Here is a 16,245-nt window from a genome sequence, read left to right on the forward strand (position 1 = left end):
ATCTTCGATGCTTCCTCGCCGTTTCACGGCTCTTTTTGCTCATAAACTGGCGCTCCCTCCGTCTGTTATGGGGCAGCAGATCCTTGTGCAAGCACAAATCTGCTGCCCCATAACAGACGATTGAACTGTAACCCCAAAATATAAATTTTATATTAATTGAAACTTTTTAAGTTCTATTTAGGTATATATTAGTAAGAAAGGGGTGAGAACATGGAATATATTGATATCATTACCCGGCTAAAAGAAAGAGATCCAAAAGCATTAGAAGAAATCATACGAGAGTTCAATTCTTATGTCGCTAAAATTGTCTATACGATTTTACAGGGTTATGCAAATGAAATTGATATACAGGGCATTGTGAATCAGGTATTTTTTACGTTATGGGAAAAGGCGGATCTTATTGACAGTACAAATTACAATGACTTAAAACCATATCTGGGAGCAATTGCAAAAAATACGGCTATTAATGAGAAAAAGAAGATAATACATACCCTCCCGTTAAATGAACATATCATTGGAGACCTAAATGAAAGACTATCACAGGTTGAGTTGAAAACCATTCTAAATTCTGCTCTGAAGCAACTAAGTATGGAAGATCAAATGATACTGTTGAAATTCTATTTCCAGGGAAAAACCGTGAAACAGATAGCGCAAGAAGGAAAAATGCCAGAGTCCACAATAAAGACAAGGCTGAAAAGAAGCAAAACAAAACTAAAAAAAATATTAGAGAAAGAAGGTTTTATTTATGAAAATTAGTTTTTATGAAGCCTTTGATTTGATTGCTGATGAGGCGGTTGATTTACTGATTAAAGATTCATCAAATAAAACAATCATGCCGGACTTCCCTGTTGATACCACAATAAATAATGTCATGGAAAAGGTGACAAAAGGAAACAGGATAGGAAAAAGAAAGTCAACAAGAACAATCCGTCTTTTAGTTGCAATTCTGGTGATACTTGCATTATCCACAACCGTCTATGCAATTACGCAGGGGTTATCAGTAAAAGATGGCGGGGCAGAGTTATTGACAGACTCTAACAGGAATTTGATCGGTAAGGAATCAAAAGGAGAATCCACAATAAAAGATTCCAAAGGAACTATTGTTGATCAGCCAGAAACTGCTGACTATGAACCATATGACTGGAGGACAAGCTCTGTCATAAAAAGCGTCCAGAAAAATGCTCATATCCCACGAGCGATCAGTGAATTTACGGTTGTAAATGAAGATGATTTTTTTACCACACCAGAAATTATTTTTACGAATGATTGTATGATTATTTTGAAAAAAGAGGATGGAAGTGGATGGTATTTGGAAAAAGGGGATCTCCTGAATTTCAAAGTAGAGCTGTTCCCTTCAGAAGTTAATCCAGGCAAAGGACAAAACATTATATATCAATATATTCAGAACGGTAAATTAATGAAACAAAGTTTTACAGATGATGGACTGGTTCAGAATTATAGCATCAAGGCAGACAAAGCAGGCGAATATTATATCTGTTTAACCGGTGCAAGTTCTGATCCTATTTCACTAAAGCAAGGTGAGATCCTGATAAAATAGATACATATAAGCAGCTATTTCATATTTCATTAACATTTTTTTAGTATCTCCTTAAACCTCTCACTGTAACCTGATACTCATAGAAACCACAGTAAAAAAGCTATTTTAAAGGAGAGATTGAGATATGAATAAGACAATGTATTTAGTAACAGGAGCCGCAGGTTTTTTAGGAAGTAACGTATGCAGCCAGCTATTAGAGCGGGGTGACCGGGTGCGGGCCCTTGTCCTGCCAAATGACCCGGCTAAGAAATTTGTACCAAAGGAGGTAGATATCTGTGACGGAGATTTATGTGATCCGGCATCTCTGGAGCGCTTTTTTACCGTGCCGGAAGAGATGGAAACGATCGTCATCCACTGCGCAAGCATGGTCAGCGTCAGCCCGGACTACAGCCAGAAGCTTATGGATATCAATGTGGGCGGCACCCAGAATATCATCGATCAGTGCCTGGCTCACAGGGAATGTAAAAAACTGGTCTATGTCAGCAGTACGGGCGCGATCCCTGAGGCACCAAAGGGACAGCCTATCCGTGAGGTCTCCCAGTTTGACCCCAAGAAGGTTCTTGGATGCTACAGCCAGTCAAAAGCCATGGCCACCCAGGCCGTTTTGGACGCAGTCAGGGAGCATGGGCTCAACGCCTGTGTCGTACACCCCAGCGGAATCTTAGGGCCCAATGACCACGCTGTCAGCGAGACGACCGGGACGATCATCCAGATCATCAACGAAAAGATGCCTGCCGGAATACAAGGTTCCTTCAACTTATGTGATGTGCGGGATCTGGCCGCAGGATGCATCGCCGCGGCGGACAAGGGGCGAAAGGGACAGTGCTATATCCTGGGAAATGAAGAAGTCACACTGAAAGAAATCTGCCGGCTGCTCAGCGCAGAATCTGGATGTAAGCCATTAAAATTCTATCTGCCTTTAGGAATTGCCAATTTCTTTGCCAGAATCATGGAGAAACAGGCAAAAAAGAGTGGGAAAAAGCCTCTGCTGACTACCTTTTCCATTTACAATCTGGCAAGGAACAACACCTTTGATTACAGTAAAGCCAGGAAAGAACTGGGCTATCGGACACGCTCCTATGCCGAGACGATCCGGGATGAGATCACGTGGCTGAAAGCAGAGGGAAAGATTACCCCCTGCAGCCCTCTTTTGCAGTGATCTTAAATGTCATTTCTGTCATACTGATCATCAAAATAACAAACACAGCGAGATATACGGGAAGTATCTGAAAGCTGATCAGGTTCCCAAGAAATCCAAATAGCGGCGGCATAAATGTGGAACCCACATAGGCGCTCGCCATTTGGATTCCGATGATCACCCCTGAATTCTCCGGGCCGAAGTTATTCGGTGTAGAATGAATAATGCATGGGTAGATCGGTGCACAGCCAAGCCCGATAATGATGAATCCGGCAAATGAGACGATCGGCGCTCCCGTAGGAATCATCAGCAAAATAATTCCCCCGGACAAAATGAAGGTGCCGAGAATAATCATCTTTCTGTCCCCCAGCTTATTCATGATGAAACCGCCGAGAAATCTTCCAATGGTCAATCCTATGTAAAACAGGGAAGCAAATCTTGCCGCACGGTATACTGAAATCCCCTTCACTTCAACCAGATAGGTGCTGGCCCAGTACATCGCAGTTGCCTCCGCAGCGCAATATGCAAAAAATCCTATCAGGAGATAAGGAACTCCCTTGATCTTCAAAGCACCAGCTATTCCCACGCTTTTTGAATGATCCTCAACACTTTGATCGTTGGCTTTCCATACGGGAAGCGTGACAAGGAGAAGCAGGCCGATACCAAGCTGGAGAAATGCAACAATGCGGTATCCCGTGTTCCAGGTCGAATATGTTAACGCATAGCTCATAACAAATGGACTGACGATCGTTCCCACGCCCCAAAAACAATGCAGCCAGCTCATGTGTTTTGATGTGTAATGGATGGCAACATAATTATTCAGTGCAGCATCGATTGCCCCGGCACCAAGACCGTAAGGAATTCCAAATGCAATAAGCATCCAGAATTGGTTCGAAAAGGAAAAACCAAACAAAGCAATCACGGTAAGAAATACACTGCCTACCGTTACGATCCGGGTACTCAGTTTTCTCGTTAACTTATCAGATAGAATGCTGGATACGATCGTTCCTCCCGATATGATCATAGAAACAACTCCCATATAGGAAATCGGAATATTCAAGTCATTATGCATCACTGGCCACCCCGAGCCGAGAAGCGAATCGGGAAGCCCAAGGCTGATGAATGCTAAGTAAATAAGTGCAAGTAAAAGTGTGTACATCTCTAAATAGTCTCCTTTATCCAGTGAATTCTTCTTTGTATAGCATCTTTTAACAGATTGCTTTCAACCGCCGTCTCAAATCCATGGCAGGATTTTGGAATTTCATGAAGTTCAACATTGACTCCACTTTCTCTTAGTTTATTACAGAATAAAATCCCTTCATCTCTAAGAGCATCATACTCTGCCACTTCAATATACGTTGGAGGAAAAGAAGCCAGCGATTCTGCCTCCAGCGGCGATGCATATTCAATCTTTTCAGGGATCCGCCCTCCCAGATAAGCATCCCACACCATTTTGGTCAGATTCGAATCCCATACCGGAGTATCTGTATAAATCTCCATGGATTTTGTGATCATTCTTCTGTCAGTCACAGGGTAGATCAGCATCGCCGCGCTTGGAGAAGGGATTCCCCGATCCCTGCTCATCAAAGTTACTGCTGCAGCGAAATTTCCACCTGCACTGTCACCGCCTATCATCACCTGGTCCGAGTTAATTTTTAATTGATCCGCATGATCTAGTGTCCACTTGTATGCCTGATAGCAGTCTTCCACAGGAATTGGGAACGGATTCTTCGGCGCCAGCCGGTAATCTGCATAGATCACTCTGCAGGGCACCATCCGGGCATACATTTTAGCAATCTTGTAATGTGCACCGGACGCTCTTAATATAAATCCTCCTCCGTGAAAAAACACAAGACCGGGAAGTTTTTCATCCCTTTCTTTCGGTTCGATGACCTGAACCTTAATCTTCGCATTCTGATATCCCGGTATCACGTATTTCTTAACTGCTGTGCAGTCATCGGCTTTACATTTAAATAGAAGCCCCATCATAACATTCAAAAATGGGATGATCTTCAAATTCGAAGGTGTTTTTTGTCTGGCAATTTTTTTCAGCTCATCATCCAAATCGTATGTCATGATTCCCCTCCATTTTACGCTGACTTTTCTATCTTATCCCGCGGCTTTGGCTGCGGACCCGCCCGAAGGGCATGTGTTACGGGATGCCCTATGGGTATACCTTGTTCCGCTGCTTTGGCTGCGGACCCGCCCGAAGGGCATGGATTACGGGATGCCCTATGGGTATGATATAGTCTGCCCCCTTTGGTCACATACTATATCATACTATCTCCTATCAAACTAATACAAGAAGATTTTCTACTTTTCTCCCAGCAATTCGCTGCTCAACGCCCGTATCTCCTCCCCATACTTTTTCTTTCCCCTTTTCAGCATGATCTGATGGACCGGATACGCTGCTGCCAGCACTGCGATCCCCAGTACCCCCACGATGATCCCGGCGGCCATATGCCCCAGTGCCAGGGAAAGGCTCAGCCCAGTCCCTAAGATCAGCGTCCCACCGACTCCCATACACAGCGAAACTGCCAGCGCGGGGGTCTTCGCCTTCTGATCCAGCCTTCGCAGACGCTTTAACTTACCCTCTTCCTCCCGCTCCCCCTCTTCTATATACTGACTCCTGATCCGTTCCACTTCATCCTGAATCCCCTTCTGTTCTCCTGCTAAATAACGGAACTGATATCCATCTGCGGCTCTATGTTCTTCTTTCATCTTCATTTTCCTCACTTTCTATACACCTTCTATACAGGATGTTTCCCTGCCACAGCCCTGACTGAGCAGCTTTAACTGTACAGCTTTCCCCCGGCTTTTCTCACCTTGCTGCTTCCTTCCGGCTCCTGCGGCACGATCACGGTAAATGTACTGCCTCTGCCCAGTTTACTGTCCACGTAAATCTCTCCTCCGACGAGATCCACGACCCTTTTTACCATGGCAAGCCCCAGGCCGTTTCCTTCCTTTGCATGGGAAGTGTCCCCCTGGTAAAATTTATCAAAAATATGCCGTCCGGTAGCTTCATCCATCCCGCATCCACTATCCTTTACACTCACGGCAACGGCCGTCTGCCCCTGTTTTACCGATACTTCCAGGCTCCCGCCCTCCGGCGTAAATTTAACCGCATTAGAGATCAGATTACTCCACACGATTTCCAAAAGCCCCTCATCACAGGAAATGACCGCATCCTCAATCTCCGCCCCGATCTCCAGATCTTTCTTACTCCACGCACCCTCGTAAGCCAAAAGCACACCGCGCACCTGCTCTCCTACATTCAGCTTTTTGTCTTCCAGGATCATCTCCTGGTTTTCCAGCTTATTCAGTTTGAGCATATTCGTCACAAGCCCGGAAAGGCGCCTTGATGCGTCCAGGATCGTCTGTATATATTCCCGCCTTGTCTCCTCTTCAAGGGTCTCATCCTGCAGCATAGCCGCATAATTCTGGATCAGTGCCAGAGGAGTCTTAATCTCATGAGTCACATTTGCAATAAAATCAGTCTTCAGTGTCTCTGTATTCTCCAATTCCTTTGACATCCGGTTGATCCCGTCGATGATATCGTCAAATTCATTGATCCGCCTGGTGTACGGCGCTTCGATCTGTACCCCGTACTTTCCCCGTGAAGTCTTACCGACTGCCTCCAGGATCGTTCGCATCGGCACTTCAATCATGAATCTTCTGCGTATACTGTCAATCACCGTAATGACGGCACTGATAAAAAATACATTCACAAACACCGCACAGATCGCCCGCCAGTCATACAAATTGTTTCCATAGACACTCACGGATTTCGCATATAACAAAATACTGCACAGGCAGATAAAGCATACCAGCAGAAAAAAAATAAGGTAACTTTTGAAAGAAAATAAACTGCTTCTTTTTCTTCTGTCCATTTATACTTCTCCCTCATGTATGACCGCTTTATACCCCAGACCATGTACCGTCACGATCTCAAAAGCACTGCATTTCTTAAATTTGCTCCTCAGTCTGGTGATATACACATCCACCGTCCGGGGATCTGTCTCCGTATCGTACCCCCAGAATTCGTCCATCAGCTGAATCCTCGTAAATGTTTTCTTCGGATAAGACAAAAGCTTATGCAGTACGTGGAATTCCCGGACAGTGACCGGAATCTCCTCCCCATCCAGATAGGCCGTCATTTCATCGGAATCTAACAAAAGACCGCCGACTTTAAGCTGTTTTTCATCCAGTACATTTGCCCGCCGCAGAAGTGCCTGTATCCGCATCAATAATTCATCAAATTCGATCGGTTTTACCATATAATCATCGATCCCCAGACGGAACCCCTTTTTCTTGGATGAGAGATCATCCAGCGCCGTCATAAAAAGAATCGGGATGCGGCTGTCCAGCCTGCGGATCGAATCCGCAAACTGGAACCCGTCCATTCCCGGCATCATCACGTCTGAAATGATCAGATCAAACATCTTCTCAGACATCTGATCCAGGGCCTCGTCTGCATCCAGACATCCCGTCACATCGAAGCCGTTCCCCCGAAGATATTGGCAGACTGCTTTATTGAGTCCCGGCTCATCCTCTAACACTAATATTTTAATCATCGAACCTTCCTTCCCTCATCATCCAGTTATTTGAAATCCCATCAAGACATCTCGCATCCACTGCCTCCCGGTCACTTCCTCCCGGTCACTGACTACCGTCCTGCTACCAGGCCGCCGTCGCACAAGATATCTGTGCCTGTCAGATAAGAATTCCTCTCATCCGCACAGGAGGCCAGAAGCCAAGCGATCTCGTCCGGATCGCCCAGACGCTTGATGGCCGCATATTTCAGATAGCCAAGCGCTTCCTCCTTCTCCACTTCTCCCATCGGAGTCTCAAAGTTTCCCGGTGAGACGGATAATACCCGGATTCCCCGGCTACCATATACGCCTGCACACTTTTTAGCATACCAGATATCAAAGTTTTTTGACACCACATATGCAATGCCGGACCGTAGTTTTTTCGGAAATAAATTTACACGCCCCATCATTTTACGGTAAAATTTCTCCTGATCCTGAAATGCATACTTATATGCTCCTCTGGGCATCACAATTCCTGGTGACAGATAGGCCGACATGGAGGAGACATCCAGAATACAGCCCCCTTCTCCCATAACCGCTGCAAACTCTTCGTTCACATAAATCGTTCCCATCGCATTCACCTGGATAATCTATTCACCCGTACCCATGTGAGGGCTCATCCCTGCCGCATGGACAATGGTCTGCACTTCCCCCAGTGCAGCTGCGTGTTCTGCCAGACGTTTTACACTTGACCGGTCAGAGACATCACACGGATATGCCTCACACTCCGCACCTTCTGCCTGCAGTCTCGTAACAGCGGATTCCAGCTTCTGAACGGTACGCCCGCAGATGATCACATAGTGTGTCTTTCCCATCAGACTGGCTGTAGATAGGCCCATGCCGCTGCCTCCGCCTGTAATCACGCATATTTTCTTTTCCATCACATATTCCTCCTGTTAATCCATCCTCATTTTTTCATAAACCCTTTTATTGCTTTCTAATTCTTCACTGCATTTATCAGCTCCTGAATGGAATATAACACAGGAATATGAATGAAATGTTAAAATGCACCAGGGCGTGTTCGATGAATGATCAAACACGCCCTGGTCTTCTAACGTTCCGGTTCAAATCTAACATTTCAGCTCAAAACTAAAATTCCCGTTCAAAACTAACATTCCAGTTCAAAAGGAATCGCCGGAATCCCTGCCTGATTATAAAGGTTTATTAAGTACCAGGGAGTCTGCGCATACAGAAGCTTCACTGTCCCTTCCACCTCTTTGTCCAGGCTGATCAAAAGAGCTTCCCCCTCTGTCTTCGCAGTGTATTCCAGCGTTTCCTCTCCGCAGCATACCTGCAGCGCACTCAAAGCACTGCCTTCTATATGAAGCCCTCCTTCTGCATTTGCAAAAGTGACCGTAATGCAGGTTCCCTCTCTGAGCGCACACTTCGCCTTAGGTGCATCGCAGAGTATCCGTTCACCATATACATGTCCTCTCGCAAGTAACGCCAAACGCTCTCCGACTGCCTTCTTGTTCTTGGGATGAATATCTTTCTCCTCACCCACATCTGAGATGGAGCACAGGTAAACTTGATTCACCGTATCTGCGGTCCTCTCCTGACATTTTCTGATAATCGGGTAATGATTGGACTCCGTATCCAGCATCCATTTATCAAAGCCCGGAAGCTGGACGATCAGAAATGGCAGTTCCTCCTTCCACAGCTTTCTCCAGTCCGCAATCATTCCCGTCAGCATATCCTGATACAGAATATTTCTTCCCGGCACATCATCGCTCTCCCCCTGATACCACAAAACACCCTGGATACTGTATGGTGCAATGGTTTTTAACATATGCTCATAAAGACATCCAGGAATCTGCTGGGGCATAAGCATCGTCAGGTATTGTTCGAACCCCTCTTCTCCCACGGATCCGAAGAACTGGTGCAATTCTTCCTGAGTCGGCGTCTTAGGCAGAATAAACTCGCCAAACGGATCTGCAAATGGATTACCCTTATCATTGATCGGATTATGATGCTGAATCTTCCAGTATTCTTCCATGTCCATATCGGCAATTTTACTTTCATAGTCTCTCATCCATGGTTTTCCTGCCCTCCTGACCGTATCTGGTTCCATCCAGGCAGAGGCAGTTGTTCCGCCCCAATTGCATCCGATGATTCCCACAGGCACATCCAGAGCCTTTTTTATCTCCTTCTGAAAATAGTAACCTACAGCGCTGAAATACTCCAGATCCTCCGCTGCAGCCTGTCTCCAGACGGCTTGTCTGCTATAATCAAACTCCTGGCGCTGTCCCTCATAGCATACCTCGGGCACATCGTAAAAACGAAGCCTTGTATCAGGACAGTCCTTTAAAGCCTCATCCTTGTGCTTCTCGTAACGCATCCAGAACTCCATATTAGACTGTCCGCCTGCCACCCAGACTTCACCGACCGCTACCTCTGTATATGTAACAGACTCTCCTCCTGATTCCACCTTAAGAACCTCGCTCTCTGACGCTTTTAGAGCCGGGATCTCCAGCTTCCAATTCCCTCCGCCGTCTGTAACACATTCTCCTCTATGTCCCTGGATCTCGGCGGTCACCGCTGTTCCCGGTGTGTTGGTTCCCCACACGATGATCTTCTTTCCTCTCTGTAACACCATTCCATTTTGAAAAATCTCTGCGGTCTGTAACATACTGCGCCTCCTGTTTTTAATATTTTTTACAGTTTCTTATGTATTAATTGAATTAACACTATGTTAACTCAATTATATGTACAATACAAGAAGCAATATTGCACAAAACTCGATGATCTTTTTCATCCAATTTGCCATTTTATTTTTTAACTGCTATAATGAAAAACAACAATTAGAAACGGTCTGTTAAGAGGATGGATAATTATGGATAAAACAGCTTATTTTGAACAAATGCGCCGAAGACGCAGGGATGAGATTCTGGCTGCTGCCCGTGAGATGATTTTAAAACAGGGGGTGTCTGCCTTTAATATCCAGCAGTTAGCCCGCAGCCTGGATATCTCCACGGTCACACTTTACAAATATTTTAAAAATGCCGATGATATCATGCTGGCCCTAAAAGAGCAGATTATCGACGAAGCCTTTGCCATGTCAGCTTTTACAGAGCAGGAGGCAGAAGATAAGAATGCATTGGACAGCGCGCTCAAGCTGCTTCACAGCTTCTATGACAACGTCTTAAACTCCAGAGGAGACATAACTCTTCTTCTCCTCTTTGAAGTACATACACGCAGCCTTCCCTCATCCGAAGCCGGAAAAAGTGTATTTTACGCCTACACAGAAAAGTTTACCCAAAAGCTGGAAGAGCTTCTTACGCTGGCCAAAGAAAGCGGCAGTACCAGAGCGAACCTGAATATTCCCGGGGCAGTGCACTTTATTACCCGGATGAACATCTCCATGCTGCAGCATATCGGCCTGTATTCTGACGATTGTTTCGAAAAAGAGAAAGAGGATATCCAGATCCAGATCAAACAGCTGATCCAGATGTATTCCCTTTACCTTACTTTTTCAGGAAGCTCTCAGTGATCTCTGCCAATATCTCCAGGACCTTCTCAGGATCATCCCCCATGTGCTGCTCAAAAGCCCGGAAGGTCCCCTGGATCAATACCGTAAACAGAATATCCTTCCTGCAATCCCCCTGATATTCAGGACAGTTATGGTAGATCACTTCTTTCAGCAGTTTTTCCAGCCTGTCCACCAGCAGAGGCCGCCTGCTCCCCGCGTAGAGAATATCAAGCATGGGTCTTCTGGAGATCAGAGCATTCGCGATCTCAACCAGTCCTTCCCTTGGACTGGACAAGAGATATTCCGGGTGGTTCAGATCGTTGATCGCGGAAGTCAGCACTTCCATCTCAAGCTTTTCTGATAAGTCATAAATATCTTTATAATGCTGGTAAAAAGTTGCTTTGTTGATACAGGCCAGCTCTGCTAATTCCTTAATAGTAATCCTCTCCAATTCCTTTTTAGACCGTAATTCAATAAATGCATTCATGATACTGTTCCTTGTCTTCCTCACTCTTAAGTCCATACACATCACAGTTATCCGACAATATTTTCAAAACGTTGAATAACATACTCCTTTCTAAAATCGTTGATTGAATCCGTCTGCACAAGCTTTATAATAAATATAGTACTAAGAAAAACGACTCTGGTCAATTATGCTAATAAAGTTAATTTATATTATTAGAAATAAAATAATGAACTATAGTAATTATTTGCCGAAACTGAATCACCAATTGCAAAATTCATAAAAATGAAAAAACAAAAGGAGAACAAAAGATGGATTATTATGGATTCTATACAGGTAAGATATTTGATGCGTACAAGTATCTCGGCTGTCAGCTTAAGGGAAGCCATGCTGTCTTCACCGTGTTTGCACCGTCTGCCAGAAAGGTATCCCTGATCGGGGAATTCAACGACTGGACCGAAACACCCATGAACAAAATCTATAACGGACAATTCTGGCAGATCAAACTGGATGGGATGAAAGACGGGATGCTGTATAAGTACAAGATCTATAAGAGTGACGGCCGCGTAACCGACCATTGTGACCCCTACGGATATGGAATGGAGCTGCGCCCCCAGAATGCTTCTGTCATACGTGATCTGAACAGCTACAGATTTCATGATGAAAAATGGATGCGCAAAAGAACAGACTGCAAGAACAGTCCGCTCAATATCTACGAAATGCATCTCGGCTCCTGGCGCAGAAATGAGGAGGAGGAAAACGGCTGGTATACCTATGCCAAGACCGCTGATCTTCTGATCCCTTATCTGAAAGAATACGGATATAATTATGTGGAGATCCTGCCCATCAGTGAACATCCATCCGACGAATCCTGGGGCTATCAGTGTACGGGATATTACAGCCCTACCGCCCGGTATGGGACGATGAATGATCTGAAATATTTTATCGATCAGTGCCATCAAAATGAGATCGGAGTGATTCTGGACTTTGTTCCCGTACATTTTGCAGTAGATGACTATGCCCTCGCCGATTTTGACGGGACGCAGCTTTACGAATACCCAAACAGTGACGTAAGCTATAGTTCATGGGGAAGTAAAAACTTTAATCATTCCAGGGGCGAGGTACAGAGTTTTCTGCAGTCCAATGCCAATTACTGGCTTGCGGAATATCATTTTGACGGGCTTAGGATGGATGCCATTAACAACATCATCTACTGGCAGGGCGAGGCACAGCGCGGGATCAACGTCAATGCAACAGAATTTTTGAAAAATATGAACCGTTTTATAAAGCAGACCTATCCTGATGTCATCCTGGCTGCCGAGGATTCCAGCTCCTATGTCGGTGTCACCAAAAAGGCAGAGGAGGGCGGCCTGGGCTTCGATTATAAATGGGACATGGGATGGATGAACGATACCCTCGAATATTTCCGCACAGATCCCTTGTACCGGGGACGCGACTATCATAAACTGACCTTTTCCATGCAGTACTATTATGATGAACATTTCCTGCTGCCTCTCTCTCATGATGAGGTCGTACACGGAAAAGCCACCATCACTCAGAAGATGCACGGAGAGTATGACGTAAAGTTCCCGCAGGCCAGAGCGCTGTATCTGTACATGATGGCACATCCGGGCAAGAAGCTGAATTTCATGGGAACTGAATTGGGCATGTTCCGCGAGTGGGATGAAAAACGGGAACTGGATTGGGACATCTTAGAATATCCTCTGCATGACGCGTTCCATTATTATATGAAGGAACTGAATTCCCTCTATCTGGAGCACCCGGCACTTTCCGCGCTGGATTTTAGCAGAGAGGGATTCAAGTGGATCGATTGCAGTCAGGAAGAAAAGGTGATCTATGCTTTTGAACGGACAGATGGGAAGGAAAAGATTATCGCAGTGTTCAACTTCTCCGGGGAGGATGTAGAAGAGTACGAATTGGTGGCTGAAGATGAAAAAAAGCCCTTGAAAGAGAAGAAACTTCGTCTTTTGATTGCAAGTGATATGGACCGCTTCGGTGGAACAACGGCTTATAAAAAGAATCAATGCTGGAAAATGAAAGACGGGAAAGCAGTATTGAAGATGCCTGCATTCTCCGGGAAATTACTGGCAGTTGATGTCAAATGACATCAACTGCCCTCTAAATAGACATATCTCCATAGCACAGCAGCCGCTGCGCGAGGGCGATGCGGCATTCGGTGATATAACTGAAAATTGTCTTTCCTGTATGGTAGTAGTTTAAAATAAATAGGTCTATAATTATAATCCAAAAGATAGAAATGGACGGTGCAGGAATCCGCACCGTCCATTTCTATCTTTTAATTACCGGAGCATACCTGCATCAATTCCACTTCCCCAACTATTCCCGTAGGTTCCATCGCGGTATGCGACATCACAAACGGAGGTTCCGGATAATTCAGCTGGTCTCTGGCAGGAGTGGTTGCCACCTCCACACAGATGGCATTCTCCCCTTCTTTCAGGAGATGGCCGATCTCCATCTGGTATGGCGGACGAATGCAGATCCCTGCCTTTACCTCGTTCACCCAGAGTGTCATCACTTCATATACATGCTCAAAACGTATTACGGCCCTCTCCGGTTTTTGAGTAAGCCGGAACGTCTTTTCATACCGGATTACCCCCGAGAACTTAGGGTCTTCCCAAGAAACGGGCTTCAGCCTGTCCACAGGGATCTTGTTTCCAAAATTAGGATATTCGATCGCCCTGGCTTTTGAATAACTCCAGCCTTCTGAAAGCGAAAGCGTCTCTTTATATTCTGCCAGCATCTCATCCTCAGGATAATATACGGATGCATTTTCCGGAGTCTCTTCCTCTTTTGACGGACATCCTGCGATCACGCAGGATTCTCCCGGATACAGCTGAACTTTTATCTGCTGACATCCTTGTCTCTCCTGTGCAGGAAGGCGCATCCACTCGTCCCCCATTCCTTTTCGGATCTGCAATTTGTCTAAACACGGAAGGCAGATCTCGCCGCAGAAGGTCTTCTCTGCTGACTCGTTCATCACAAAGAACAGATCCCTGTCCGTTCTGTAATGATACGTTGAAAGAGACGGGAACTCTTCCTTCAATGAGAGCTCAAAATACCCCTCCTCTTTCATCCTGTCTGCCAATTTCTCCAACAAGACAACCGTGCAGCTTCTGACAGCCTCCATAAGTCTGGATTCTTCTTGTGTATCGCTTGGATCTCCATTCACGATCTGTTTCGGAAGCGCCTCAATAAACCAAACCGGGAACTGTGGGTTTTGCTCTATAAACTGTGCCAGCTCCCTGGTGATCCGCTCTGCATAAGGAACGACCAGTACATCGAAGGATTCCTCATTCACTTTCAGTTTTCCATCCTCCACCCTGGTGCGGTAGTACTCTGCTTCCTGGTACAGCATATCTGTGCTGACTACATCGAAGTCGATCTGGTGTTCCAGCAGCTCTCTTCCTGCCTTCTGCATTGCCATACGTTCCCCTGCCCACTCTGCCTCAGCATCATACAGGACCGCCGCTGTGGCAATGTGCCGGCCGCCGCTGAACAAGGTGCACATTTTTTCCGCATATTTCATCAATTCGGCAAAGTATGGGAACTCCGGATGATTCCCCCGGGCATAAAAATGCGGCGGGCAGTCCATATCCGGGTATTCTGCCATAGAGAATGCATGAGGTACCAAATAGTTGATCCCCTTTGCCAGCAGGTGATCCAATATATATTTCATATCACGGACACCCAGGTTCCAGCCGTATGCTCCAAAAAGCTCGCACATGGTCCGCCCCTTCTTCTTCGGGTCCAGATGTCCGCAGGATGCCCCCATCTTCCCAATGAGATAATGATAGAATTCTCCGTCGATGGTGACCATATCAGTACGCAGTGCATCAGGTGCCCCATATACGATCTGACCGCCGATACAGTCGATCCCTGCCATATGCTGCCCGCTCATAGCGCGGAAATAGTGGGCCGCTCCCATTCCCAGACGGCTGTGTGTACTGTCATCTTCCACCACATGACCGATATACTCCACGCCATGCTCCTCACACCAGCTTCCGATCGCCCGGCTGAAATGCTTCTCATAAAGCCTGGACACACAATCCATATAGGCAAACCGGATCTGTGGAACGATCTCCATCTCCTCACTCCCATTCCAGAGATAGGGAAGGAGCTTAGAAAGCCTGTCCCCGTATTTCTCTGTAAGCATCTCTTCCAGCTCATCACTCCACGGCAGCGGCATCTGCTTTTTCCCGACAATCGCATCTTTATCGAATCCGGCAATATTTCCAAACTGGGGTTCATCAGAAAAGAATCCGGCAATCACCTTCCCGAATTCGGCCCCGTACCTGTCGAAATGGGCCTCATACACCCCTTCGATCTGCGTATGGGCAGATACCTCGTCGATCAGATTAATATAAGCTTCATCCCCGCCGTCCGTACGGGTCTTATAGACAACGACGATCTTCCACTGCCCCTCTGGCAGTTCAAAGGTGGCATACTCTCCATCAACTGTATCCGACAGATCAATACTCTCTTCGGTAAATACATTCCCATGATGAAACTTTAATGCTGTCATAGAAACGAATTCATTCTTTTCTCTTTCTTCCTTATTAAAAGGCTTTCCGATCTCCCAGAATTTAATGGTCGGCTTAAGCATCCTTTTCACATTCAGCGTCAATGGACGCGGACTGCCGAACACATCTGCGGAGGAATATTGGATGTATGTCTTCTTCCGCTCGGGATACTTTTCCTCGATGAGCCCGTTTGCATATCCCGTGGGGAAATGCTTATCATCCAGGATCCATACCCTCATTCCCCTCTTTTTGGCTTCATCCAGAATGATATCCATATCATGCCACCAGCCGGGTCCGCAAAAATCGGGATGAGGGCGCGCCTCTACACAGATTTCCCGGATCCCGCATTCATATATCTTCTCCATCTCTTGGCGCATGACAGACTCCTCTTCACCGCGCATCCACAAGAATGGAAAGATATGGTTTTCTTTCTTTTTCTTCTCTATCATAACTTCACTCCTTA

The 16,245-nt window shown here is 45.9% G+C and carries 15 protein-coding genes; 5 read left to right on the forward strand and 10 right to left on the reverse strand.

Features of this window, described 5'->3' with window-relative positions; all coding sequences use genetic code 11:
* Positions 1-210: 210 nt before the first annotated feature.
* From AC4OGX_RS03730 to AC4OGX_RS03740, 3 genes are all read left to right on the forward strand, one after another.
* Positions 211-756 carry an RNA polymerase sigma factor gene (locus tag AC4OGX_RS03730; protein ID WP_493328542.1) on the forward strand — a complete coding sequence of 182 codons (546 nt, stop codon included), beginning with the start codon at positions 211-213 and terminating at the stop codon, positions 754-756.
* Positions 746-1,558 (forward strand): hypothetical protein, encoded by an 813-nt coding sequence (locus AC4OGX_RS03735; RefSeq protein WP_493328544.1) that lies wholly within the window; start codon positions 746-748, stop codon positions 1,556-1,558. The genes AC4OGX_RS03730 and AC4OGX_RS03735 overlap by 11 nt, the downstream gene beginning before the upstream one ends.
* A gap of 124 nt (positions 1,559-1,682) precedes the next feature.
* On the forward strand, positions 1,683-2,717 hold the full coding sequence (locus AC4OGX_RS03740) for an NAD-dependent epimerase/dehydratase family protein (protein WP_493328546.1): 1,035 nt from the start codon (positions 1,683-1,685) through the stop codon (positions 2,715-2,717).
* On the opposite strand, the gene AC4OGX_RS03745 is transcribed toward AC4OGX_RS03740, so the two are convergent.
* The 8 genes from AC4OGX_RS03745 to AC4OGX_RS03780 all read right to left on the reverse strand — a co-directional run bounded on the left by AC4OGX_RS03745 (position 2,689) and on the right by AC4OGX_RS03780 (position 9,917).
* Positions 2,689-3,855, reverse strand: a complete 1,167-nt coding sequence (locus AC4OGX_RS03745) for an MFS transporter (protein ID WP_493328547.1) — start codon at positions 3,853-3,855, stop codon at positions 2,689-2,691. The two genes, AC4OGX_RS03740 and AC4OGX_RS03745, sit on opposite strands and share 29 nt — an antisense overlap.
* A 2-nt stretch (positions 3,856-3,857) precedes the next feature.
* Positions 3,858-4,772 carry an alpha/beta hydrolase gene (locus AC4OGX_RS03750; protein ID WP_493328549.1) on the reverse strand — a complete coding sequence of 305 codons (915 nt, stop codon included), beginning with the start codon at positions 4,770-4,772 and terminating at the stop codon, positions 3,858-3,860.
* Positions 4,773-5,009: 237 nt separating this feature from the next.
* Positions 5,010-5,423 carry a hypothetical protein gene (locus tag AC4OGX_RS03755; RefSeq protein WP_493328550.1) on the reverse strand — a complete coding sequence of 138 codons (414 nt, stop codon included), beginning with the start codon at positions 5,421-5,423 and terminating at the stop codon, positions 5,010-5,012.
* A 65-nt stretch (positions 5,424-5,488) separates the two neighbouring features.
* Positions 5,489-6,586 (reverse strand): sensor histidine kinase, encoded by a 1,098-nt coding sequence (locus AC4OGX_RS03760; RefSeq protein ID WP_493328551.1) that lies wholly within the window; start codon positions 6,584-6,586, stop codon positions 5,489-5,491.
* Positions 6,587-7,270: a response regulator transcription factor gene (locus AC4OGX_RS03765; RefSeq protein WP_493328552.1), complete on the reverse strand. Its 684-nt coding sequence runs from the start codon at positions 7,268-7,270 to the stop codon at positions 6,587-6,589. It lies immediately after the preceding gene.
* A gap of 92 nt (positions 7,271-7,362) precedes the next feature.
* Positions 7,363-7,860 carry an SDR family oxidoreductase gene (locus tag AC4OGX_RS03770; RefSeq protein WP_493328553.1) on the reverse strand — a complete coding sequence of 166 codons (498 nt, stop codon included), beginning with the start codon at positions 7,858-7,860 and terminating at the stop codon, positions 7,363-7,365.
* A gap of 18 nt (positions 7,861-7,878) precedes the next feature.
* Complete coding sequence (locus tag AC4OGX_RS03775; protein WP_493328555.1) at positions 7,879-8,169, reverse strand: SDR family NAD(P)-dependent oxidoreductase; 291 nt, start codon at positions 8,167-8,169, stop codon at positions 7,879-7,881.
* Positions 8,170-8,396: 227 nt separating this feature from the next.
* Positions 8,397-9,917, reverse strand: coding sequence for a sialate O-acetylesterase (locus AC4OGX_RS03780; protein WP_493328556.1), 1,521 nt, complete (start codon positions 9,915-9,917; stop codon positions 8,397-8,399).
* A gap of 204 nt (positions 9,918-10,121) precedes the next feature.
* Between AC4OGX_RS03780 and AC4OGX_RS03785 the strand changes: the two genes are divergently transcribed.
* A complete protein-coding gene (locus AC4OGX_RS03785; protein ID WP_493328557.1) occupies positions 10,122-10,778 on the forward strand; it encodes a TetR/AcrR family transcriptional regulator in 657 nt (218 codons plus the stop codon).
* Here the strand turns inward: AC4OGX_RS03785 and AC4OGX_RS03790 are convergent.
* Complete coding sequence (locus AC4OGX_RS03790) at positions 10,753-11,244, reverse strand: TetR/AcrR family transcriptional regulator (protein WP_493328558.1); 492 nt, start codon at positions 11,242-11,244, stop codon at positions 10,753-10,755. The two genes, AC4OGX_RS03785 and AC4OGX_RS03790, sit on opposite strands and share 26 nt — an antisense overlap.
* Positions 11,245-11,531: 287 nt before the next feature.
* Here AC4OGX_RS03790 and glgB point away from each other — a divergent pair, with 287 nt between their 5' ends.
* On the forward strand, positions 11,532-13,346 hold the full coding sequence (glgB, locus tag AC4OGX_RS03795) for a 1,4-alpha-glucan branching protein GlgB (protein ID WP_493328559.1): 1,815 nt from the start codon (positions 11,532-11,534) through the stop codon (positions 13,344-13,346).
* Positions 13,347-13,537: 191 nt separating this feature from the next.
* Here glgB and AC4OGX_RS03800 read toward each other — a convergent pair whose 3' ends face one another.
* Positions 13,538-16,231: a glycoside hydrolase family 2 gene (locus AC4OGX_RS03800; protein ID WP_493328560.1), complete on the reverse strand. Its 2,694-nt coding sequence runs from the start codon at positions 16,229-16,231 to the stop codon at positions 13,538-13,540.
* Between the last annotated feature and the right edge of the window lie 14 nt (positions 16,232-16,245).

It is taken from the genome of Faecalicatena sp., assembly GCF_058819085.1.